We start from the raw sequence: 21,699 nt of genomic DNA on the forward strand, positions 1-21,699 counted from the left end.
ATCCTGCTGTCAACGCGCACCGCGCCCGGTCAGCACGGTCTGAATGGTTTTGAACACGATCAACAAGTCCATGGCCAAGCTGTAATGCGTGATGTAGTACAGGTCATAGCTCAGCTTAATGGCCGTTTCATCGACGCTGGCCGCATAACCTTGCTGCACCTGGGCCCACCCGGTCAGGCCGGGGCGCACCAGGTGGCGGTAAGGGTAGCTGGGCATTTGCTCGGCAAACTGATGCACAAAGCCCTCTTGCTCAGGACGCGGGCCGATCAGGCTCATGTGGCCCATGAGCACATTGAACAGCTGCGGAATTTCATCCAGCCGGGTGCGGCGAATCCAGTGGCCAAAGCGGGTGATGCGCGGGTCGTCGGTCTGGGCAAAGCGGGCCTTGGCCTGCGCTTCATGCCGCATGCTGCGGAACTTCCAGATGCGAAAACGCTGGCCATGCAAACCGGTGCGCAGTTGGCTGTACAAAGCCGGGCCGGGCGAATCGAGCCTGACCCCACAAGCCACCAGCACCGCCAACGGCAACCACACAGGCATCAAGACACACACCACCGTCACATCGATCAGGCGCTTGGCCAGGTCATAGGCCGGGTTGCCATCGGTCTGCCACAGTTCGTTGTCCAGGGTCTTGGCGGCGATGCGACCGGTCACGGTTTCCTGCAGCGATTCGGGGCTGTACAAGTGGATGTGCTGCAGCTTGAGGGCCGTCAGAAAACGGCGGCGCTCCGGGCAAGCCTCGGCATCCGGCAAGACCACCGCGCCCTCGCAGGCCAACGCCATGCCGGGTGCCATGCCGTGCTCGGGCCAGCGCAGCAAGCGGATGCGGGGCAAGGTAGGCGCATGGGCCTCATGCAGCCAAGGGGTCAGCAGTTCGGGCACGCGAGGGTCCTGGTACACCAGCCTGAAGGGGCGATGGCGCAAAAACCACTGGTCGGCCAGCCAGAACCAGAAAGTGGACAACAGGTAACTGAGCAACAAGGCACCACGCGAATAAGGCTGCTGCAACAGGGCAAAAGCCAGCGGGGTCAACCAGAACGGCAAACCGGTGGTGACCAACAACAAGCTGCCGCGCTCGGCCGCCGGCATGTGCGCCCCCCGGTACAGCAAATGTGCCGCCACGGCATAGGGCACCAGGCTGGCCAGCACCGTGTTGCCAAAGTCCACCGTGGCCCAACCCCAAGCCATCAGGATCTGGCTGATGGCGTACGCCAGCCCGATCATCAGCAAGCCGAGCAAACTCCAGACCAGGTGGGCACTTTGCCGGTGCGCTTGCTGCGAAGCCAACTGCTTTTTGTGGCGACTGGGCCGCGTCATGGGCCAGCTGGCCGTGTGCATCAAAGGGGCTTGCTGGTAAATGGCCAGCACCGGCGCGGCCATGGCCTCGGGCTGAAACGCCGCCTCGTAGCGCGCGCGTGCAGAACCACCCTGGCGCTGACGTAAGGGCGCATCGACCAGCAGGGTCTGCAGCGCGTCAGCCACCGCTTGCGGTGTGTTGGGCACCAGCAAAGCATTGTCCCCGTCGGTCAACATTTCTTCGATGCCCGGCAAACGGGTGGCCACGACCGCCATGCCGGCGCGCATGGCCTCCAGGATGGCCATCGGCAAACCTTCATGGTCGGACAACAGCACAAAAATCTGGTGCTGCGCCAAGCGCTCGGCGACCTTGTCCACATCGCCCTCAAATTCAATGTGGGGCAAAAAGGCTGCGGCCTGCTGGTGTGTCGCCAAATCAGGCCCACCCCCCAAAAACCGCGTGACCGGCCGCAGGCCTTGCTGAGCCAGCAGCGCCAAGGCCGCGATCAACACATCAGGCCGCTTGGGCGCTGCCATGCGGGCCACCATGACCAGCTGCGGCGCATCGGCCTGCAGGTCACTGCGCCAGGGCACATCGCCCATGGCGTTGTGCACCACACTCACCCGCTCGGGCTGCATGGGCAAGCGGCTGGCCAGTTCTTTTTCATAGGCCGACACACAGACCATGCGCGTGGTCCAGGCGGCCAGCATGGCTTCGGCCAGCCAGGCGTTGGTGCGAATCAGCCAGGGGGCCTGCGGCTTGAAACCAAAGCCATGCACGGTGTAGACCACCGGAATCTGCCCGATCTTGCCCGCCAAGCGTGCGATCACCCCCGCCACGGCACTGTGCGCGTGGATGACATCGGGCGACAAGCTGCGCACATGCGCCAACAGGGCGCGCAGCGAAGCCAGCACCTTGAACGGACTGAGCGAGTTTTGCAAACTTGGCAGCGGCAAGACCTCGATGCCCAGGGACGTCAAGGCCTGGCCGAGCGCGCTGTGCGTGTCATCGCCACCGATCACCACCGTGAACCGCACCCGGTGCTGCAAAGCGCGGCACAACTCCAGCACATGCGTCTGGGCCCCACCGGCTTCACCTTTGGTGATGACCAGCAGAACGTGGGAGATGGGGGAATGAACAGGGGCAGACATGACAGCAAGCAAGAAGAGCCAGTATTGTCACCCCGAATGGGCTGCGGCCCGCCCGCCCCCCGCCCTCGCTGGCAGGCGATGGCGGGGGTGTTTTACAGGTCCAGCACCAAGCGAGCCGTCTGGCTGCGTGAGCAGCAAATGAGCATCTGGTCGTTGGCTTCTTGCTCTTCCGACGTGAGGAACATGTCCCAATGGTCGGGCTTGCCTGCCACCACTTTGGTCAGGCAAGTGCCGCAAACGCCTTGTTCGCAAGCAAAAGGCACATCCACGCCCGCATCGCTGAGCACTTTCAAAATGGATTGGTCTGCGGGCACCCGGTAGGTTTCGCCGCGCTGGGCCAGATGGACTTCAAAGCTGCCATCGGCAGCCAGCGGGGTTTGGGTCAAGTCTTCGGTGCTCATGCGGGGGTTCCGGTCGCGGGGGTTGTCGAGAGTTTGGGTGCCAGCTCCTGGGCCAGCAGGCGGTCGATGATACGGCGTGACTGCACACCGCCCGAATCGATGTTGAGCATGAGCAGTTTGCGCTCTGGCCACTTGGTGATGTTGGCTTGTTGCAATTGCAGCATCTCCATGTCCTCACCAAAGATACCGCCTTGTCCCGTGCGAATCTTGTCGGTCAACGCCGCATCGTGGGGCTTGAACTGGCGCGCCATGCCCCAGTGGTACCAGTGCGAGGTCTCGGTTTCCGGCGTGATGAAGTCCACCACCACGCTGTAGGCCTTGTGTTCGGGCGCGGCGTCAAACCCGCCTTTGCCTGCCAGCGCCACACCCACGTCGATCATGACGTGGCTGGGTGGGGAAAAGCGGCAAATCTGCCAGCGGTCCACCTTGGCCTGCGGGTCCAGGCCATTGGCGCTCATGGCCATTTGCCAAAACGGGGGCGCCTGAATGCCTGCCATGTGGCGCTGCAAGATGACCTTGTCGCCGTCCACCTTGGTCTCGCAAGGCGTCTCGTCGATCTCGGGCTGGCCGATGCTGTTGGCGTGCACATAGGTTTCGTGCGTGAGGTCCATCAGGTTGTCGATCATCAGGCGGTAATCGGCCTTGACGTGGTAAAGCCCGCCGCCATAGGCCCAGGCGGGGTTGTCGAAAAACTCGAACACGGGCATCTGCGATTCGTCGACCTTGGCCTGGTCACCCGGCCAAACCCAGACAAAGCCATAGCGCTCGACCACGGCAAACGCCTTGACGGCCGGAAAGCCGCGCACGCGCTGGCCGGGCATGTGCACGGTTTTTCCTTCACAGCCCATCTCCAGGCCGTGGTAGCCGCACACCAGCTTGCCGTTGCAGACCTTGCCCAGCGACAAGGGCGCGCCACGGTGCGGGCAAAAATCTTCGACCGCAGCCACCTTGCCATCCGGGCCTTTGAAGAAAACCATCTGCTCGTTGCAGATGGTGCGGCCCAAAGGCTTGTCGCCCAGCGCGTCCAAATCGGCCTGGGAACAGGCCACATACCAGGTGTTTTTGATGAACATGTTGTCCTCTCTTCTCCAAATCAAAGCTTGCGGGCCACGCCCAGCAGGCTGTCCAGTAATTCAGGGTTTTGGCGTAATGTGTCGGCATCGCTGGCGTGCACCACATTCCCGTGGTCCAGCACCACCGCGCGGTGGCTGATCTTCAAAATCGCTTGCGGGTGCTGCTCCACGATGATGGCCGACAGGCCCTCTTCACGGGTGATGCGGGCAATCGCGCGCAGCAGCTCTTCCACAATGATCGGGGCCAAGCCTTCCAGCGGCTCGTCGAGCAGCAACAAGCGCGGGTTGAGCACCAGCGCCCGCCCCACGGCCAGCATTTGCTGTTCACCACCCGACAGCTGCGTGCCCAGGTTGGTCTTGCGCTCGGCCAGACGCGGGAACATCTCGTACACGCGCTCGGGCGTCCAGGGGCGACTGCCCCGGGTGTGGCGTCCGGGTCGTTCGACTGCGGTCAGGTTTTCGTGCACCGTGAGCGATTTGAAAATGTTGCGCTCTTGCGGCACCCAGCCAATGCCTGCCGCAGCGCGCTCGTGCGAGGGCAAAGTGTGCAGCGGCTGGCCACCCAAAAAGATTTGGCCGCCGTGCTGGCGCGTGGCCCCGGCCAGCGTGTCCATCAACGTGGTTTTGCCGGTGCCGTTGCGCCCCAGCAAGGCCAGGGTTTCGCCTTCGCCCAATGACAGGCTCACGTCATTGAGCACCACCGCCTCACCGTAACCGGCACGCAAGTTTTCGACTTTCAACAACTCAGCCATGGGCCACCTCCTCGCCATGCCCCAAATACACCGCCTTGACTTGCGGATCGGCCGCAATCGCTTCGGGTGTGCCTTCGGTCAGCACCGCGCCATTGACCAACACGGTGATGCGGTCGGCAAACTCAAACACCAGGTCCATGTCATGCTCAATCAGTAAAACAGACACCTCGGCAGGCAGCGCCGCCACGGTCTGCAAGAGTTCTTCACGCTCGCCCGCAGGCACACCGGCCACCGGTTCATCGAGCAGCAACACTTTGGGCTCACAGGCCAATGCAATCGCCATTTCCAGCAAACGGCGTTTGCCATAGGCCAGGTGCTCGGTGCGCTGGTGCATGACCTCGGTCAGGCGAAACAGTTCCAGCAAAGCCTCGCAACGCTCCACCACAGCCGCGTCTTGGCCCAGCTTTTGCCACCAGCGCCCACCCAGGCCGCGCTGCTGTGAGACCACCATGGCCAGGGTTTCCAGTGGCGTCATGCTGGCAAACAGCTGGTTGATCTGGAAGGTGCGCACCAGACCCCGGCGCACCCGCTGGTGAGGGGCCAACTGGCTGATGTCTTCGCCCAACAACTCGATGCGACCCGAAGTGGGTGGCAACACGCCGGTGAACAAATTGATGAGCGTGGTTTTGCCCGCGCCATTGGGGCCGATCAGCGCGTGGCGTGCGCCCAGTCGCAAATCCAGGTTCACGTTGTCGGTGGCGGTGATGCCACCGAACTGCTTGATGAGGCCCTGGGCCCTCAAGACCACAGGCTGGTGCATGACAGAAGCGTTCATTGGGCCCCCCCCTTTTGATCAGCGGCACGGCCAAACCACAACCACGGGCGAATCAAGCGCTCGCGCCCCACCATCACCAGCACCACCAGGAACAGCCCAATCCAGAAAGTCCAGTACTGCGGCGTGATGCCGGCAATGACGTCGTGCATCAGCTTGAACACCACCGCACCGACCACACCGCCATACAGCCAGCCCACGCCGCCGATGACCAGCATCAGCATCACGTCGGCCGAGCGCTCCAGCGCGAACACATCGAGCGAAGCAAAGCCGGTGGTCTGGGCCATCAAGGCACCTGCAGCACCGGCCAAGCTTGCCGCCACCGTGTACACCACAGCCAGCCGCTTTTGCACCGGAATGCCGATCGCCATGGCGCGCAGCGGGTTGTCGCGCACCGCCATCAGCGTGGCCCCCCAGGGCGAATGCACCCAGCGCCGCGCCAGCAAAAACAAAACAAGAAAAACCGTCAGCGAGTACCAGGCCGCCGTCTGGCCGTACAGGTCAAACTCAAAACGGCCCAGCACCGGGCCCATCACCACGCCCTGCAAACCGTCAGATCCACCCGTGAGCCAGTCCAGCTTGTTGGCCAGTTCCATCAAAATGAGGGCCATGCCCAGCGTGACCATGAGGCGCGTGAGGTCGGTGCCGCGCAGCACGGTGAGCGAGCAAGCCGCCCCCAGCAGCGTGGCGCAACCCATGCCCACCAGCAGGCCCACCATGGGGTCGGGCATCACATGCTTGGCAAACAGGGCCGAGGCATAGGCCCCCAAGCCCAAAAACGCCGCATGGCCCAGCGACACGATGCCGGTGTAACCCAGCACCAGGTCCAGCGACACCGCGAACAAGGCGACGATGGCCACCTCGTTGACGATCAGCGCATGGCCAGGCCAGGCGAAAGGCAAAACAAAGGCCACGAGCCAAACCAGTGGCTCCCAGCCACGCACCCGGGCGTTGGATAAAAGTTGTTGACGAGCGTCCATGCGAATGTTCATCTCAGCGGCCTCCCTTGCGCACAAACAGCCCTTGCGGACGCCAAATCAAAATCGCGATCATCAGCGAATAGACAATGAAAGAACCCAGCTTGGGCATGTAGTACTTGCCCGCCACGTCGGCAATGCCCAGCAGCAGCGCCGCCCACAGCGGCCCGGTGATGGACGAGGTGCCGCCCACGGCCACCACGATCAAAAAGTACACCATGAACTTGAGCGGGAAAGTCGGGTCCAGCCCCAGCACTTCGGCACCCAGCGCCCCGCCCAGGCCGGCCAGGCCCGAGCCCACGGCAAAGGTGGCGGCAAAGATCAGGTTCACGCGAATGCCCAGGCCTGCGGCCACCCGGGCATCGTCCACGCTGGCCCGCAGGCGGCTGCCAAAACGGGTCTTGGCCAGGATGAACTGCAAACCCACGGTGAGCGCGGCGCACACGGCAATGATGAACAAGCGGTAGTGGCCCATGCCCAGGGCCCCATCCCACAGCTCGGTGCGACCCCGCAACCAGTCGGGCAGCTGCATGATTTGCTGCTGCGAGCCCATCAGGTAATCCACGCTGGCCACCGACATGAAGGACAGGCCGATGGAAAACAACACCTGATCCAAGTGCGGTTTGCGGTACATGTGGCGGTACAGGGTGCGCTCCATCACCGCCCCCAGCAAGGCCGTGCCCGCAAAGGCAATGGGCAGGCACACCAAAAAGGGCACGTCCCAGCGCTGCATGAGCGCCACCGTCAAATAGCCGCCCGCCATGGCGAAAGCACCGTGTGCCAGGTTGATGAAGTTCATCAAGCCCATGGTCACGGACAGGCCCACAGCCAGGATAAAAAGCAGCATGCCGTAGGCAACGCCGTCAAAAAGGATGGTCAACATGTCATGTGTTTCGGGTTCTCAAGGACAACACGACCTGGCCGCGTGCAGGCCAGGGCATGCAAAAAACAAGCGCAGACTTACTTGGTCTTGCCGGGGTCTTTCACGTCCTTGATGGTCGCGAATTCCTGGTTGTAGAGCTGGCCATTGACCTTCTCCACTTTGCGGATGTAAATGTTGTGCACCACATCGCGGGTTTGCGCATCGATGAACATCGGGCCACGAGGGCTTTCAAACACCTGGCCCTTCATCGCGTCGAGCAGGGCCTGGCCGCCTGCACCTTTGGTGGCCTTGGCCGCTTCGTAGATCACACGCATGCCGTCGTAGCCGCCCACAGCCATGAAGTTGGGGCGCAGGCCGTTGTTGGCTTTCTCAAATGCAGCGACGAACTTCTTGTTCAAAGGCGAGTTGTGCGAAGCCGAATAGTGGTGCGAAGTGACCACGCCATTGGCCACATCGCCCATGCTGTTCAAAATATCGTCGTCGGTGATGTCGCCGGTGCCGATCAGCTTGATGCCGGCCTTGTCCATGCCGCGCTCGGCAAACTGCTTCATGAGGGCCGCACCCGCGCCGGACGGCACGAACACATAAACCGCATCGGGCTTCAAGTCACGCACTTTTTGCAGGAAAGGCGCGAAGTCGGGGTTGCGCATGGGCACGCGCAAGGTGTCGAGCACTTGGCCACCGTTGAAGATCAAGCGGTCCTTGAAATACTTTTCGGCATCGATGCCGGGGCCATAGTCGGCCACCAGGGTCACGACTTTCTTGATGCCGTTGTTGGGCGCCCAGTCGGCAATGGCCACCGCCGCTTGCGGCAAGGTGAAGCTGGTGCGGATGATGAAAGGCGACGCCTGCGTGATGCTGGAAGTGGCTGCGGCCATCACCACCAAGGGCGTTTTGGATTGGGTGGCAATCGGTGCCGTGGCAAACGCCAATGGCGTCAAGCCAAAACCGGCCAGCACGCTGACCTTGTCGTTGACCACCATTTCTTGCGCGATGCGCTTGGTCACGTCCGGCGCGCTGGTGTCGTCTTTGACGATCAGCTCGACTTTTTTACCCGCGACGGTGTCGCCGTTTTGCGCGATGTACAGGCGCGCAGCGGCTTCGATCTGCTTGCCGGTGGAGGCAAACGGGCCGGTCATGGGCAAGATCAGGCCGATCTTGAACTTGTCTTGCGCCATGGCGGTGGTGGCACTGGCGGCCACGGCGGCACAAGCGATGGCGCGAAGGAAAAAGCGTTTTTGCATGAAAGTCTCCTGGTGTGGTTGCAAGTGAAAAATGAAAACTCAAGGTCTGAGCGCCGCAGCGCTCGGCGGTGTGCGGATCAGTTGCATACCGGGCGTGACCGCGTCCTGCGGATTTTGCAAGGCCAGGCCCAGGTTGTGCCGGGCAATGCGGGAATGCTCACGCATCAAGGCTTCCGCCCGGCCCGCTTCGCGCTGCGCAATGGCCTGCAGCACTTGTCGGTGCTGGTGCTGTGCCACCACCAACATGTCCCGTGCACCGGGGCTGTGGGCTTGCACGCCCACAAAGCCCGAAGCCGACGCAAAAGGCAGACTTGAAGCCCGTTCGATCTCACGGGCCAAAACGGCACTGTCGGCCATCTCGGACAGCAATTTGTGAAAGCGGCCGTTCAGACGCACATAAGCAGAAAAGCTGTCGTCGTCCAAAGTCAAAGTGCGCAACAGCCCATCGATCTCGTCCAAACAGGCCCCCGCCTCTTGCAGCAGTACCGCACGCACACCACGCTCGGCCGCCAGCCGGGCCGCCAGCCCTTCGAGCGTGCCGCGCAACTCGATGGCATCGGCCACCTCGCGCTCGGAAAAGGTGCGCACGGCATAACCGCCGCCCGACAGCGCTTGCAGCAAGCCCTCCTGCCCCAAACGCATCAAGGCCGCACGAATGGGCGTGCGTGACATGCCCAAGCGCTCGACCAGCGCCAGCTCGGCAATGCGCGAGCCTGCAGGCAAATCACCCGCCAAAATCAGCTCGCGCAGGCGCTGCTGCGCTTTGACGGCTTGCGAGCCCCCTTCTTCGGCGGCGTCGGCTTGCGGGGCATGGATGGCGGAGGCAGGCATGGGTCAGATGGGTAAAAGTTGGATTAAACCACTTTCAAAGCCCTCGCTGTATACATAAAACCCCGAATCACCCCAATTCATGCCCAAGTTTTCAGCAAAATACAGGCTTTCTGTATCCCAAAACAAGCATCCAGCACATGGCATGGTCTTTCCGCCAAGGACTTGGCATGCCCACCCTGCTGCGACAATCGGTGTTGGCTTTGGAAATCTGCCCATGAATTTGCATTTGCTGGACTTTGACTGCAGCGAGGACGCCGAAGGCGTGGTGTGCTGGGACGCTTTGGCACAGCCTGCGCCGCGCTACAACAGCGCGTTGCTGGCAGAAGTGGCCCTGCTGCTGGCATGGAGCCACCGCTTCGCCGCGCAGGGGCCTGGCGCGTTGGAAGACGGGGCCGATTGGGATGTGGACTTGCAAGTCCTGCTGCACAGCGAAGCTGGCCACCCCGTGCCGGCCCAGGCCCACTTTGATCTGACCACGGGCACCGTGCGCCTCACACCCGCAGCCGAGCAGCACCCGCTGGAACTGAGCTTGAGCCTGAGCGGTACACCGGCTTTTGCACAGGCCTTGCGCGAGCAATTCAACCTGCCATGAACCCTCCCACCCCCACCCGCATGCCCCCTCATCCGGACGCGCCCTCGCCGGTCAGCTTCAGGCAAGCACTGCGCTTTTGGCTCTGGCTGGGCTGCATCAGCTTTGGCGGACCCGCCGGACAAATGGCCCTGATGCACGAAGAATTGGTGGTGCGCCGACGCTGGATTTCAGAAAAGCGCTACCTGCACGCGCTGCACTACTGCATGCTGCTGCCCGGCCCCGAAGCCCAGCAACTGGCCACCTACATGGGCTGGTTGATGCACGGCCGGCGTGGCGGCATCGCAGCCGGTGCCTTGTTTGTGTTGCCCTCTTTGCTGTTGCTGATCTTGCTGAGCTGGGCCTACACCGTCTGGGGCCAGCATGCTGGGGGGCAGGCCTTGTTGTGGGGCCTCAAGCCGGCGGTGACAGCGCTGGTGCTGCAGGCCGCCCACCGCATGGCCAAGCGCACCCTGAAATCCCCCTGGCTGTGGGCACTGGCTGCTTTGTCCTTGATCGGGACACTTTGGGGCCTGCCTTTTCCGGTGATCTTGCTGGGGGCCGCCCTGACGGGCCTCGTCATGACACGCACATTGGCGCAGCCGACGGCACCCAACCACGCCCATCACCCCCGCGTTACAGCCCCCGGACTGGCCTCACCAGAGCATGCCCCGGCACTGCGCCCAACTGCGGCCGCCTGGCTCGATGACGATTCACCCGCCCCTGCACACACGCATTACAGCCACCGCCGTCTGCTGCGCGCCATGCTCGTGGGCCTGGGCATTTGGGCGCTGAGTCTGGGCCTGATGGCCTGGCTGTTCGGCACAGACCACACGCTCACGCAAATGGGCGGCTTTTTCACGCAAGCGGCCTTGCTCACTTTTGGCGGTGCCTATGCGGTCTTGCCGTTTGTGACTCAGGCGGCGGTGGCGCAGTACGGCTGGCTCACGGCCGCACAAATGATGGACGGTCTGGCCCTGGGCGAGACCACACCCGGGCCGCTGATCATGGTGGTGGCCTTTGTCGGTTTTCTGGGCGGGCACAGCCAGGCTTTGTGGGGCCAGCCCCTGCTTGGCGGCATCGTGGCGGCCTGCACCGTGACCTGGTTCACGTTCCTGCCCTCGTTCGTGTTCATCCTGGCGGGGGCTCCGCTGGTCGAATCCACGCGGCACATGCCTTCGCTGGCCGGGCCGCTGCAGGCCATCACGGCGGCCGTGATCGGGGTGATCGTGCACCTGGCGGGCGTGTTCGCGCAGCACACCTGGCTGCCGGGCGGCTGGCATGCCGGGCCTGATGTGGGCGCTGTGCTGCTGACCCTGCTGGCGACCTGGCTGTTGATTCACAAACAGCAGGATGTGGTCAAAGTGCTCGGCTTGTGCGCCATCGCCGGTTTGGGCTGGCAGCTGGCTTTTTAACCGGCCACGCCCTGCAGATCGGCTTGGCGCGAGCCCGCGTTTCGGGTGGACAATCGCAGGCTTTGTCCTTTTGAATCAGAAACCGACCATGAGCACCTTGCCACCCTGCCCGCAATGCCAAGACGAGTACACCTACGAAGACGGCAGCTTGCTGATTTGCCCCAGCTGTGGCCATGAATGGAACCCGGCCGATGTCGCGGCCGGCGATGCCGTCAAGGTCTGGAAAGACGCCAACGGCAACGTTTTGCAAGACGGCGACACCGTGACGCTGATCAAGGACCTGAAGATCAAAGGCTCTTCTTCGGTGGTCAAAGTCGGCACCAAGGTCAAGAACATCCGCCTGATCGAGGGTGACCACGACATCGACTGCAAGATCGACGGTTTCGGTCCGATGCAGCTCAAAACCGGATTCGTCAAAAAGGCCTGATGGCGCACCCACGACCCTGCAGGCCCAGCGACCAGCCAGGCCTGCAGGGTGCAGCGAGCAGCACCCGAGGCGGCGCAGACCCTTTATTTGGGGGCGTACAAGTCCGGGTACATGTCGCGCAGCGAACAACCACTCTCGTTGGCCGGGGGCATGTTGCCGGTGCGTTTGGCCTCGTCCAGCTCGGCCTTGACTTGCTCGCGTGTCTTGCAAGGCGGCACCGATTTGGGTGGGTACGCAGACGGGTTGAGCTCGTTGAGCATGCAACCGGACTCGCCAACGGCCACGATATTGCCCGTGCGTCTGGCTTCATCCAGCTCGGCGCGGACTTGTTCACGCGTCTTGCAAGGTGCAACGGTTTGGGCTGGGTAGGCGGACGGATTGACCTCGTTGAGCATCAACCCCGACTCACCGCCAGCGGGCATGTTGCCGGTCCGAACCGCCTCCCGGAGCTCGCCTTGCACTTGTGCACGGGTTTTGGGTCCGGTGGGGTTTTGCGCCATGACCGAACCGGCGCACAAGGCCAGCAAGGTCAATGACAAGGTGGGCAGTAAAGCAAGCGAACGCATGATGATTTCCTTTCAAGGTGGATAACCCCGCTGAGTGACGCGCCCCCCACAAACAAGGTGCACGCACGATCACGGCGTTGACCCCATTTAAAAAAATCGCCGCGCAGGCGTCTGTGCGTTAATTCACCCCTGACAACACCCATGCCATGACCGAAGAATTCCAGATCCACATCCCGCCGTCTTTCATGGCGCTTTACGTGCCACCCGGCAAGATCAAACCCACATTGGGCCTGCGCGAGATGGCTGCGCGCTACGAGTTGTGCGAAGACCTCGCCAACTTGCTGACCGACCAGGCCGCCCAAATGCAATTCACACTGGGCATCACCGAAGAGCTGGTGTTGACGCAATGCGAACAGGGCCTGCTGGCAGAGCCCTCGGTGGTCAGCCCCAACGAAGCGCGCTGGGTGGTCTGCCGCCTGGCCGAGTTGCTCAACTGGCCGATGGACCAGCTGCTGCAGGCAACGCACGCCACCCCTCTCGCTTGAGTTCGTTCTCGCGGAAGGTTCGTTCTCGCTGAAGCACTGACCGCAAAACCCGCATCCCTCTGGCACGCGGCCTGTCGCCTAAGTCCACCGCCCCTGCAACGCTTGCTGCCAAGATGCGGCCATGAGCTCACCCCACCCCGATTTGCAGCGCCTGTTGTCGGCCCCGATCCTGCCCACCTTGCTTCGCCTGGCCGCACCGAACGTGCTGGCCATGGTCATGACGGTGCTGGTGGGCATTGCCGAGACCTATTACGTGGGCCGCCTGGGCACCGCACCGCTGGCGGCCATGGCGCTGGTGTTCCCCTTTGCCATGCTCACGCAAATGATGTCGGCCGGGGCCATGGGCGGCGGTGTGTCGGCCGCCATCAGCCGTGCCTTGGGGGCATCGGACCTGGCGCGCGCTCAAAGCTTGTTGATGCACGCCCTGTTGATCGGTCTCGGCGCGGGGCTGGTCTACAGCGCCATCTTCCTGATCTGGGGTCCGGCTTTCTACGCACTGCTCGGTGGGCAAGAGACCGTGCTGGACGAAGCCGTGCGTTACGGACAGGTGCTGTTTGCAGGCGCTGTGCTGGTGTGGCTTTTGAACACGCTGGCCTCCATCTTGCGCGGCACGGGCAATATGCGTGCGCCCTCGGTGGCCCTGGTGGCCACGGCCGCCTTGCAAATCGTTTTGGGTGGCCTGCTGTCGCTGGGGGCCGGGCCGGTGCCGGCCCTGGGCATGGTGGGCGTGGCGCTGGGCCACATCGTGGCGACGGCTGCAGGCGTAGTGTTTTTCCTGTGGTATTTGGTCAGCGGGCAAGGCCGCCTGAGGCTGCAGTGGCAAGGCTTTCAGATGCAGCCCAGTCAATTCGCCGACATCCTCAAAGTGGGGGCCACGGCCTGCCTGTCGCCAGTGCAATCGGTGCTGGCCATCCTGATTTTTACCGGCTTGCTCGCCCAACTGGGCACCGAAGCGCTGGCCGGTTACGGCATCGGTCAGCGGCTGGAGTTTTTATTGATCCCGATCGCCTTCGGCATTGGCGTGGCGTCGGTCCCCATGGTCGGCATGGCCATGGGCGCGGGCCAGGTGGCACGCGCTCGGCAAGTGGCTTGGGTGGCGGGTGGCGTGTCGGCCTTCAATCTGGCCCTGATTGGCGCGGTGGTCACTTGGGCACCCGACCTGTGGGCGCGCTTGTTCACGCAAGACGAAGCGGTGCTCGCCTATGCCCGGCAATACCTGGTCACGGCAGGCCCGGCCTTTGCGTTTTTTGGCTTGGGCCTGACGCTGTACTTCGCATCGCAAGGCGCAGGCCAGGTCATCGGGCCAGTGCTGGCGGGTACGGTGCGCTTGGTTCTGGTGGCGGCTGCGGGCTACTGGCTGTCACAGCACCAGGGCACGGCAGACGATTTCTATCAGCTGGTGGCCGTGGCCATGGTGCTGTATGGCGTGGTGACGGCCGCAGCCGTGAAGTTCACGCCCTGGGGCCGGGCCTGAAGCCTCCCAGCTGAAAGAACGCGACAGCGCCCGCAGGTCGAAACGTGCGGCCTGCTGCGGAATTCAGGCGACCTTGTCCAGCCCCAGCAAACGCACCGCGTTGTCTTTCAAAATGCCAGGCATCACCTCGGGGCGGAAACCGGCGACTTCAAAGTCCTTCATCCAGCGCTCGGGCGTGATGAGCGGGTAATCGCTGCCAAACAAAATGCGGTCTTTGAGCAGCGTGTTGGCGTATTGAATCAACTGCTTCGGAAAATACTTGGGGCTCCAGCCCGACAGGTCAATCCACACATTGGGCTTGTGGGTGGCCACACTCAGCGCTTCGTCTTGCCACGGAAAGCTCGGGTGAGCCATGACGATCTGCATGTCGGGCCAGTCAATCGCCACATCATCGAGGTGCATCGGGTTGCTGTAGGCCAGGCGCAAGCCACCGCCGCAACGCATGCCCGAGCCGATGCCGCTGTGCCCGGTGTGAAAGATCGCGGGCAGTTTGTGTTCGTTGATGACCTCGTAAATCGGCCACGCCATCTTGTCGTAAGGGTGGTAGCCCTGCACCGTGGGGTGGAACTTGAAGCCTTTGATGCCTTCTTCCTTGATCAGGCGCTCGGCCTCGCGTGCGCCCATCTTGCCCTTGTGCGGGTCGATGCTGGCAAACGCAATCATCATGTCGCTGTTCTCGCGGGCCGCCTTGGCGATCTCTTCGTTGGGGATGCGGCGGCGGCCCAGTTGCGATTCGCTGTCCACCGTGAACATGACCAGGCCAATCTTGCGCTCGCGGTAATAGGCCACGGTCTCTTCGATGGTCGGGCGGCGGTTGCTGCCAAAAAACTTGTCGGCAGCGCGGTCGTATTCCTCGCCGTAGTTGTCAAACGGGTTCCAGCAGCTCACTTCGGCGTGGGTGTGGATGTCGATGGCGATCAGGTCTTGGTGTTTCATGGGTTTGTGGTGTGAACTGTGCGAAAGCGCGTCTTGGGGCAATGCGTTCAACGCCCCATGCTACGCCTGACTGCTGAATTTATACCATCGGGGGATCATGCCAACAGCAAGGGCTGTGCACGGTGTTCATGCTCGCCATTTCTGCGCAAAGTCGCATGCCCGCCTTGCCCGCTGCAAAACGCAAAAAACCACGGCAGGTATGCCGTGGTTTTTTGTGGATTCAAAGCGGAATGTTCAAGGCTGGTAGATCCACTTGCCGTTTTCAATCTTGATCATGACCTGACTCAGCTCGTTGACACCGTTGTGGTCTTGGGCAGACATGGTGTAAACGCCATTGGTGCCGACAAAGCCTTTGAGCTGCTCCATCGCGTCACGAATGGCGGACCGAAACTCAACGGTACCGGGCTTGGCCGTCTTGAGCGCATTTTTGGTCGCATGGTCGGCAATGAGCAACGCATCCCAGGCCGTAGCACCAAACAAGGACCTGTTTTGTGCCCCCACCGCAGCATCGGATTTCTTGAGGAAATCCACCGCGATTTTTTTGATGGGCGAGCTGTCGGGCAATTGATCGCCAACCAAAACAGGCGCGACCGTCATGAAGCTGCCATCCAACGCCTTGCCGCCGACCCGCAAAAAGTCGGCGTTGGCCACGCCCTGGGTTTGGTAAATGCGCCCCTTGTAACCACGTTGAACAAGCTCAATGTGTGGCAATGCACCGGCCGTACCGGAACTCAAGATGTAGACCGCATCGGGATTGGTCGTCATCAGCTTCAACACCTGTGAAGTCACGGTTTGGTCCGTGGCGTTGTACTTTTCGCTACCGACCAACTTGATGCCCTTGTGCACAGACAGGGCCTCGACCGTTTTCAGAAAACCGTCACCGTAACTGTTGGCCACGCCAATGGTTGCCATGGTTTTTAGCTTGTCCTTGGCCATGTGCTCGAACACTCGGTTGGTCGAAATGGCCTCTGTTGGAGACAACTTGAACGCCCATTTCCTGACGCCGTCCTGAGGCAACACAATCGCGCCGCCACCGGCCAGACTGATCACCGGAATTTTTTCAGCACCCGCCACCTCCACAATGGCCAACGTGGTAGGGGTCAGCGAGGACCCGATAATCAAGTCCACCTTGTTCTCCGCAATGAGTCGCATGGCACTTTTGGAGGCGGTGCTGGTGTCCGAGTTGTCGTTCAACACAGTGAACTTGGCTTTTTGTCCACCCAATTCAGCGGGCCACAGCTGAATGATTTTTTCCTCCGGAATGCCCAGCGAAGCGCCCGGGCCTGTCAAGGACAAGATGACCCCGACATGGATGTCGGCCCAAGCGGTGAGCGTGCCCATCAGCAAGGTGCTTACCGCCGCAATTTTGAGTTTTTTGAATGTTCGTTGAATGGACTTCATGCCTGTCTCCGTTTGTTGTGAAAAAAACTGAACTTTGAAAAAATCATTTCTCAGCATCGACCGCTTCACTGAGCATTTTTCGAAAACGCACCAGTGCAGAATCGAAGTGCAGGGGAAGCATTTCTTCAAGGGCGTTGCTGGACAAATTCTTGAACTGAGCCGTGATCATGTCCCGGTCTTCGCCAAACGCTTCCAGCAAGGTGTTGTACATGTTGTGCCTGACAGACTCATCTTTCAAGCTGGCTTTGTGCGATTGCTGGAAAAAGTAATGCGTGGAGGTCTCGGTCTCCGGTGTCAGGGTTTGACAGCTGTGGTTGACCACCGCTTTGCTGTTGTCGTGAGGGGCATCACCAACAGGCCGACCACCCGAGTTCATCAGCAACGTGGCTGGAAATAAAAAGTCGTAGACAAACCAACGGTCCAGGTTGGAGTCGAAATCCCTGAATCGTGTGTAGTAAGCGGGTGCCGGCACATCCGCAATGAACCGTGACACCTTGACGCCGCGCTGGCCCTGTGCGTCAACGACTTCGACCGTTGGCTTGGCCAGTGCAATCTCCACGCTGCCCCCCAAGGTGTTGGCGTGCACGTAACTCAAATGCGAAAAATCCAACAAATTGTCTGCAATCAAGAGATACGGGGTGTCGTAATGCATGTACCCCGGCACATTGACCCAGTCCGGGTGATCGCATGAAAAATTGTCCGGCAGCATGCCCTGATCTGCTTTCTCGGCATCCCCCATCCAAACAAACACCCATTTGTTTTTGACCACCAGCGGGTACTTTTTGACGCAGGCTTTGGCAGGCGGCGTCTGCATGCCGGGGATTTCCCTGCATTTGCCATCGGCATCAAAAAGCAGGCCGTGGTAACCGCACCGAACCGCATCGCCTTCTCTGCGGCCAACAGACAAAGGCGCGTGCCGGTGGCAACATTTGTCAGCCATGGCCGTCATGCCACCGTCGGCCGTTCGGTAAACGAGGATCGGCTCATTGAGTACCTTACGGGTAAAAAGTTTGTCTTCATGTGCAGGCGGTATTTCATGATCCCAAGCGATCACATACCAGCAATTGCGCAACCACATGACTTGTCTCCTGTTGATGTATCGAGGTGCAGACTAGGCCCATCGAGGGCATGCGTCAATCTAATTTCCTTCATACGTAGAATGTATGAAATGCATATCAGAAACTTGGATCTGAACTTATTGGTCGTGATGGACGCCATGCTGCGAGAACGCAACGTCAGCAAGGCCGCCGAACGCATAGGGTTAACCCAAAGTGCCATGAGCCATGCCCTCAACAGATTGCGGCACTACTTCGACGACCCCTTGTTCGTGAAAGCTGGACCTGCAATGGAGCCCACCGCCAAAGCCATGGCTTTGCAAGCGGCTGTTCTCGACGTGATGGGTACTGTCCGTCAGAGGATCTTGAGCGAAGCGCACTTTGATCCAGCCACTGCACAGCGCGAGTTCACCCTGTGCGTGACCGACATGGGAGAACTGGTTTTCATCCCCACCCTGCTGGCCTTGATGCGGAAACTGGCACCTTTGTGCAGCATACGGACGCTGCAGGTGCCAGCGGAGCAAATCGAAGGCATGCTGGCCAGTGGTGAAGCCGATCTGGCCATTGGCACTTACCGCACGGCACCCGATACCTTGTACAAACAGCGCCTGTTCATGCACGGTTTTTCAACCTTGGTGCATGCAGGCAGCAAAATCAAAAAACGCATCAGCCTGCAAGAGTTTGAAAAGTCACCACAAATCGTGGTCACGCTCCACGGTCGATCCGCCGTGGCCTTTGACCATGTGCTGGAGGAAAAAGGCATCAAACGTCAGGTGGTGATGAAGACACCGCACTTTTTGATCGTTCCTCTGCTCATGGCGCATCAACCGGATCTGATCGCCACAGTGCCCACCGAGCTTGCACGTGTTTTTGAACAACTCGGCAATGTCCGCGCGGTCGAGCCCCCGATGGAGTTGCCGTCCTACGCCATCAGTCAGCATTGGCACCCTCTTTTCCATCATGAACCTGCGCTGCTGTGGTTGCGTGATCTCGTGAAAAAAACCTTCGAGAACTATCCGCACTTGCATCTCGATTGGTAAAACCTGAGAGATGCATCAAGTGCCCGCCAGTCTCTCGTGGGCTGAAGGGTTTGAACGGCTTGCACCCCGTTCAGGTGACATGGCTACGTCCCATTGCGGCGCTCACCTTGCCAAAACCAAGGGAAAACCCCCAGATAAAAATACCGCCATGCACGCACAATATGGTTATCAACAATAACCTTATTGACCATTCGGTCAAGCCATTTGAGAGACCGCAGCATGACCTCCACAAGCAACCCCATCCTCGACCGTGCCGCAGCCCATGGCGTTTCCCTGGAGATGCAAGGCGCTGTGGCCGTGGTGCGTTTGTGCCGCCCTGCCAAGCGCAATGCCTTGAACGACGGGCTGGTTGAGGGGCTGCGCGATGTGTTCCAGAACCTGCCTGCCGAGGCCGGTGCCGCCGTCATCCACGGCGAGGGCGACCACTTCTGCGCGGGCCTGGATTTGTCCGAGCTCAAAGAGCGCGACGCTGGCGAAGGCATCCACCACTCACGCGGCTGGCACGTCGCCCTGAATGCGATTGAGCAAGGCCGCGTGCCCGTGGTCGCGGCCCTGCACGGTGCGGTGGTCGGCGGCGGCCTGGAGCTGGCATCGGCCTCACACATCCGTGTGGCCGACGAGAGCACTTTTTACGCGCTGCCTGAAGGCACACGCGGCATCTTCGTGGGCGGCGGCGGCTCGGTGCGCGTGCCCAAGCTGATTGGCGCAGCCCGCATGACCGACATGATGCTGACGGGCCGCGTGTACAACGCACAAGACGGCGAGCGCGTGGGCTTTGCGCAGTACCTGGTGCCCACTGGCTCGGCGTTGCCCAAAGCCATTGAACTGGCAGCACGCATTGCCACCAACGCCCCCCTGACCAACTTTGCCCTGATGCACGCCCTGCCCCGCATTGCCGAGCAACCAGCGGACCATGGTTTCTTTACCGAAGCGCTGATTTCTTCGATTGCCCAAGCCGCGCCCGAAGCCAAAGCCCGTGTGCGCGCCTTCCTCGAAGGCAAAGCCGCCAAAGTGCAAAAAGCCGACTGAACCGGCTGGAGGAGACAAAAATGAACGCCCCCAAATTCCGCCCCCTGAAGTTCGGCGTCACCCGCGTCACGCTGCGCGACGGCGTGCCCGGCACGCATTACCTGACGGCCGAGCAGCCATTGCAGCCCTTTGCCGAACGCATGACCGACCGCCTGCAACATTGGGCACAAACCAAGCCCGAGCACAGCTTCATGGCGCGCCGCGTCAAGCAGGCTGACGGCAGCACTGGCGAATGGAAACACATCACCTATGCCCAAGCTTGGGCCACTGCACGCAGCATTGCGCAAGGATTGATCGACCGCGGCCTGAGTGCCGATCGCCCGGTGGTCATCCTGAGTGAAAACAGCCTGGAGCACGCGCTGTTGGGTCTGGGCTGCATGCTGGCCGGTGTGCCTTATGTGCCCACCTCGCCACCTTATTCGCTGGTGAGTGTGGACTACGACAAGCTCAAGCATGTGCTCAAGACCGTCACGCCCGGCTTGGTGTTTGCGTCTGACGCCCGTTACGCCAAAGCCATTGCAGCCACCGTGGGTGACGACATGGAAGTGGTGTTGGTCGAAGGCGGTGTGGATGGCCGCCCAGTCACCCCATTTGGCAGCCTGTGCGCCACGGCGGCCACGCCCGCTGTGGACGCGGCCATTGCCGCCACCGGCCCCGACACCATCGTCAAGTTTTTGTTCACCAGCGGCTCGACCAAGCTGCCCAAAGCCGTCATCAACACCCAGCGCCTGTGGTGCGCCAACCAGCAGCAAATGGCGCAGTCCATGCCGGTGCTCGCCGAAAAAGAACTGGTGCTGGTCGACTGGCTGCCGTGGAACCACACCTTCGGTGGCAACCACAACGTGGGCATGACGATCTACCACGGTGGCACGCTCTACATCGACGACGGCAAGCCCACCCCCGCACTGATCGGTGAGACCCTGCGCAACCTGCGCGAGATCGCGCCCACGGTGTACTTCAACGTGCCCACCGGCTTTGAAGCGATTGCCAACGCGATGAAAACCGACGACCAACTGCGCAAAACGCTGCTGTCGCGCGTGCAGATGTTCTTCTACGCCGGTGCCGCATTGGCGCAACCGATCTGGGACAGTCTGTACGAGTCCGAGGAACGCGAAATCGGCGAGCGCATCGTCATGGGCACGGGCTTAGGGATGACCGAGTCGGGTCCGTTCGGCATCTTCGTGACCAACCCTTTTGTGCAGGCTGGTGATTTGGGCGTGCCCACCCCCGGCCTGGAACTCAAGCTGGTGGACATGCAAGGCAAGACCGAGGTGCGTTACCGTGGCCCCAACATCACGCCGGGTTACTGGCGCAACGCCGAAGAAACTGCGGGCGCTTTTGACGAAGAAGGCTTCTTCAAAACCGGTGACGCGGTCAAGTGGATCGACGAGACCGATGTGCACCTGGGCCTGAAGTTTGACGGCCGCATTGCCGAAGACTTCAAGCTGGCCACCGGCACTTTTGTGAGCGTGGGCCCGCTGCGCGGCAAGATCATCGCGGCAGGCGCCCCCTACATTCAGGACGCGGTGCTCACCGGCATCAACATGAAGGAAGTCGGGGCGATGATTTTCCCGACACCGGCTGTGCGCGCTTTGAGCGGTCTGGGTGCCGATGTACCGATGGCCGATGTGCTGGCCTCGGCCCCGGTGCTCGCCAAGTTCCAGGACATCGTCAACGAGTTGGCCAAAACCGGCACCGGCAGCGCCAACCGCATTGCACGCCTGTGCCTGCTGTCTGAGCCGCCCACCATCGACAAGGGCGAGATCACCGACAAGGGCTCGATCAACCAACGCTCGGTGCTGACCCACCGCGCCGACACTGTGGCGGCGCTGCATGAAGGCACGCTGCACTACATCATCAAACCCCAATGAACTCTCTGTAGGCGCTTGCCCTGCAAGCGATAGCCCTCCAGCATCGCTTGC

The 21,699-nt window shown here is 61.3% G+C and carries 21 protein-coding genes; 8 read left to right on the forward strand and 13 right to left on the reverse strand.

Going from position 1 to position 21,699, the window contains the following annotated elements:
• Nucleotides 1-9: 9 nt before the first annotated feature.
• The 9 genes from B9Z47_RS06735 to B9Z47_RS06775 form a co-directional block, all read right to left on the reverse strand.
• Entirely contained in the window at nucleotides 10-2,448 is a 2,439-nt protein-coding gene (locus tag B9Z47_RS06735; protein WP_108330467.1) for an exopolysaccharide biosynthesis polyprenyl glycosylphosphotransferase, read from the reverse strand.
• 92 nt (nucleotides 2,449-2,540) lie between these two features.
• Entirely contained in the window at nucleotides 2,541-2,849 is a 309-nt protein-coding gene (locus B9Z47_RS06740; protein ID WP_108330468.1) for a 2Fe-2S iron-sulfur cluster binding domain-containing protein, read from the reverse strand.
• Nucleotides 2,846-3,922 (reverse strand): aromatic ring-hydroxylating dioxygenase subunit alpha, encoded by a 1,077-nt coding sequence (locus B9Z47_RS06745; RefSeq protein ID WP_108330469.1) that lies wholly within the window; start codon nucleotides 3,920-3,922, stop codon nucleotides 2,846-2,848. Before B9Z47_RS06745 ends, B9Z47_RS06740 begins: the two co-directional genes overlap by 4 nt.
• Before the next feature lie 20 nt (nucleotides 3,923-3,942).
• Entirely contained in the window at nucleotides 3,943-4,674 is a 732-nt protein-coding gene (locus B9Z47_RS06750; protein WP_108330470.1) for an ABC transporter ATP-binding protein, read from the reverse strand.
• Nucleotides 4,667-5,449, reverse strand: coding sequence for an ABC transporter ATP-binding protein (locus B9Z47_RS06755; protein ID WP_108330471.1), 783 nt, complete (start codon nucleotides 5,447-5,449; stop codon nucleotides 4,667-4,669). Before B9Z47_RS06755 ends, B9Z47_RS06750 begins: the two co-directional genes overlap by 8 nt.
• A complete protein-coding gene (locus B9Z47_RS06760) occupies nucleotides 5,446-6,426 on the reverse strand; it encodes a branched-chain amino acid ABC transporter permease (protein ID WP_108330751.1) in 981 nt (326 codons plus the stop codon). The genes B9Z47_RS06755 and B9Z47_RS06760 overlap by 4 nt, the downstream gene beginning before the upstream one ends.
• Before the next feature lie 13 nt (nucleotides 6,427-6,439).
• A complete protein-coding gene (locus B9Z47_RS06765) occupies nucleotides 6,440-7,306 on the reverse strand; it encodes a branched-chain amino acid ABC transporter permease (protein WP_108330472.1) in 867 nt (288 codons plus the stop codon).
• 77 nt (nucleotides 7,307-7,383) lie between these two features.
• Nucleotides 7,384-8,550, reverse strand: coding sequence for an ABC transporter substrate-binding protein (locus B9Z47_RS06770; RefSeq protein WP_108330473.1), 1,167 nt, complete (start codon nucleotides 8,548-8,550; stop codon nucleotides 7,384-7,386).
• 39 nt (nucleotides 8,551-8,589) lie between these two features.
• Entirely contained in the window at nucleotides 8,590-9,381 is a 792-nt protein-coding gene (locus tag B9Z47_RS06775) for a GntR family transcriptional regulator (RefSeq protein WP_108330474.1), read from the reverse strand.
• Between the two features lie 214 nt (nucleotides 9,382-9,595).
• On the opposite strand from B9Z47_RS06775, the gene B9Z47_RS06780 reads away from it, so the two are divergent.
• The 3 genes from B9Z47_RS06780 (at nucleotide 9,596) to B9Z47_RS06790 (ending at nucleotide 11,791) form a co-directional block, all read left to right on the forward strand.
• Complete coding sequence (locus B9Z47_RS06780) at nucleotides 9,596-9,973, forward strand: hypothetical protein (RefSeq protein WP_108330475.1); 378 nt, start codon at nucleotides 9,596-9,598, stop codon at nucleotides 9,971-9,973.
• Nucleotides 9,970-11,364 carry a chromate efflux transporter gene (chrA, locus tag B9Z47_RS06785; protein ID WP_233253689.1) on the forward strand — a complete coding sequence of 465 codons (1,395 nt, stop codon included), beginning with the start codon at nucleotides 9,970-9,972 and terminating at the stop codon, nucleotides 11,362-11,364. Before B9Z47_RS06780 ends, chrA begins: the two co-directional genes overlap by 4 nt.
• 88 nt (nucleotides 11,365-11,452) lie before the next feature.
• A complete protein-coding gene (locus B9Z47_RS06790) occupies nucleotides 11,453-11,791 on the forward strand; it encodes a zinc ribbon domain-containing protein YjdM (protein WP_108330476.1) in 339 nt (112 codons plus the stop codon).
• 83 nt (nucleotides 11,792-11,874) lie between these two features.
• Here B9Z47_RS06790 and B9Z47_RS06795 read toward each other — a convergent pair whose 3' ends face one another.
• Nucleotides 11,875-12,357, reverse strand: coding sequence for a DUF4148 domain-containing protein (locus tag B9Z47_RS06795; RefSeq protein WP_108330477.1), 483 nt, complete (start codon nucleotides 12,355-12,357; stop codon nucleotides 11,875-11,877).
• 146 nt (nucleotides 12,358-12,503) lie between these two features.
• Between B9Z47_RS06795 and B9Z47_RS06800 the strand changes: the two genes are divergently transcribed.
• On the forward strand, nucleotides 12,504-12,842 hold the full coding sequence (locus tag B9Z47_RS06800; RefSeq protein ID WP_108330478.1) for an ATPase with chaperone activity: 339 nt from the start codon (nucleotides 12,504-12,506) through the stop codon (nucleotides 12,840-12,842).
• A gap of 121 nt (nucleotides 12,843-12,963) precedes the next feature.
• The gene (locus tag B9Z47_RS06805; protein ID WP_108330479.1) at nucleotides 12,964-14,316 is read left to right on the forward strand and encodes an MATE family efflux transporter; all 1,353 of its coding nucleotides are present in this window, start codon (nucleotides 12,964-12,966) and stop codon (nucleotides 14,314-14,316) included.
• A gap of 63 nt (nucleotides 14,317-14,379) precedes the next feature.
• Here the strand turns inward: B9Z47_RS06805 and B9Z47_RS06810 are convergent, their stop codons facing one another.
• The 3 genes from B9Z47_RS06810 to B9Z47_RS06820 all read right to left on the reverse strand — a co-directional run bounded on the left by B9Z47_RS06810 (nucleotide 14,380) and on the right by B9Z47_RS06820 (nucleotide 17,731).
• The gene (locus tag B9Z47_RS06810) at nucleotides 14,380-15,252 is read right to left on the reverse strand and encodes an amidohydrolase family protein (protein ID WP_108330480.1); all 873 of its coding nucleotides are present in this window, start codon (nucleotides 15,250-15,252) and stop codon (nucleotides 14,380-14,382) included.
• A gap of 234 nt (nucleotides 15,253-15,486) precedes the next feature.
• Nucleotides 15,487-16,653: an ABC transporter substrate-binding protein gene (locus tag B9Z47_RS06815; RefSeq protein ID WP_108330753.1), complete on the reverse strand. Its 1,167-nt coding sequence runs from the start codon at nucleotides 16,651-16,653 to the stop codon at nucleotides 15,487-15,489.
• A gap of 43 nt (nucleotides 16,654-16,696) precedes the next feature.
• On the reverse strand, nucleotides 16,697-17,731 hold the full coding sequence (locus tag B9Z47_RS06820; protein ID WP_108330481.1) for an aromatic ring-hydroxylating dioxygenase subunit alpha: 1,035 nt from the start codon (nucleotides 17,729-17,731) through the stop codon (nucleotides 16,697-16,699).
• A gap of 90 nt (nucleotides 17,732-17,821) precedes the next feature.
• On the opposite strand from B9Z47_RS06820, the gene B9Z47_RS06825 reads away from it, so the two are divergent.
• The 3 genes from B9Z47_RS06825 (at nucleotide 17,822) to B9Z47_RS06835 (ending at nucleotide 21,648) form a co-directional block, all read left to right on the forward strand.
• Entirely contained in the window at nucleotides 17,822-18,748 is a 927-nt protein-coding gene (locus tag B9Z47_RS06825) for a LysR family transcriptional regulator (RefSeq protein WP_369911812.1), read from the forward strand.
• A gap of 219 nt (nucleotides 18,749-18,967) precedes the next feature.
• Nucleotides 18,968-19,777 carry a crotonase/enoyl-CoA hydratase family protein gene (locus B9Z47_RS06830; RefSeq protein ID WP_108330483.1) on the forward strand — a complete coding sequence of 270 codons (810 nt, stop codon included), beginning with the start codon at nucleotides 18,968-18,970 and terminating at the stop codon, nucleotides 19,775-19,777.
• 20 nt (nucleotides 19,778-19,797) lie between these two features.
• Complete coding sequence (locus B9Z47_RS06835; RefSeq protein ID WP_108330484.1) at nucleotides 19,798-21,648, forward strand: feruloyl-CoA synthase; 1,851 nt, start codon at nucleotides 19,798-19,800, stop codon at nucleotides 21,646-21,648.
• Nucleotides 21,649-21,699: the final 51 nt, after the last annotated feature.

The organism is Limnohabitans sp. 2KL-1, from assembly GCF_003063435.1.
Classification (GTDB): Bacteria; Pseudomonadota; Gammaproteobacteria; order Burkholderiales; family Burkholderiaceae_C; genus Limnohabitans_A.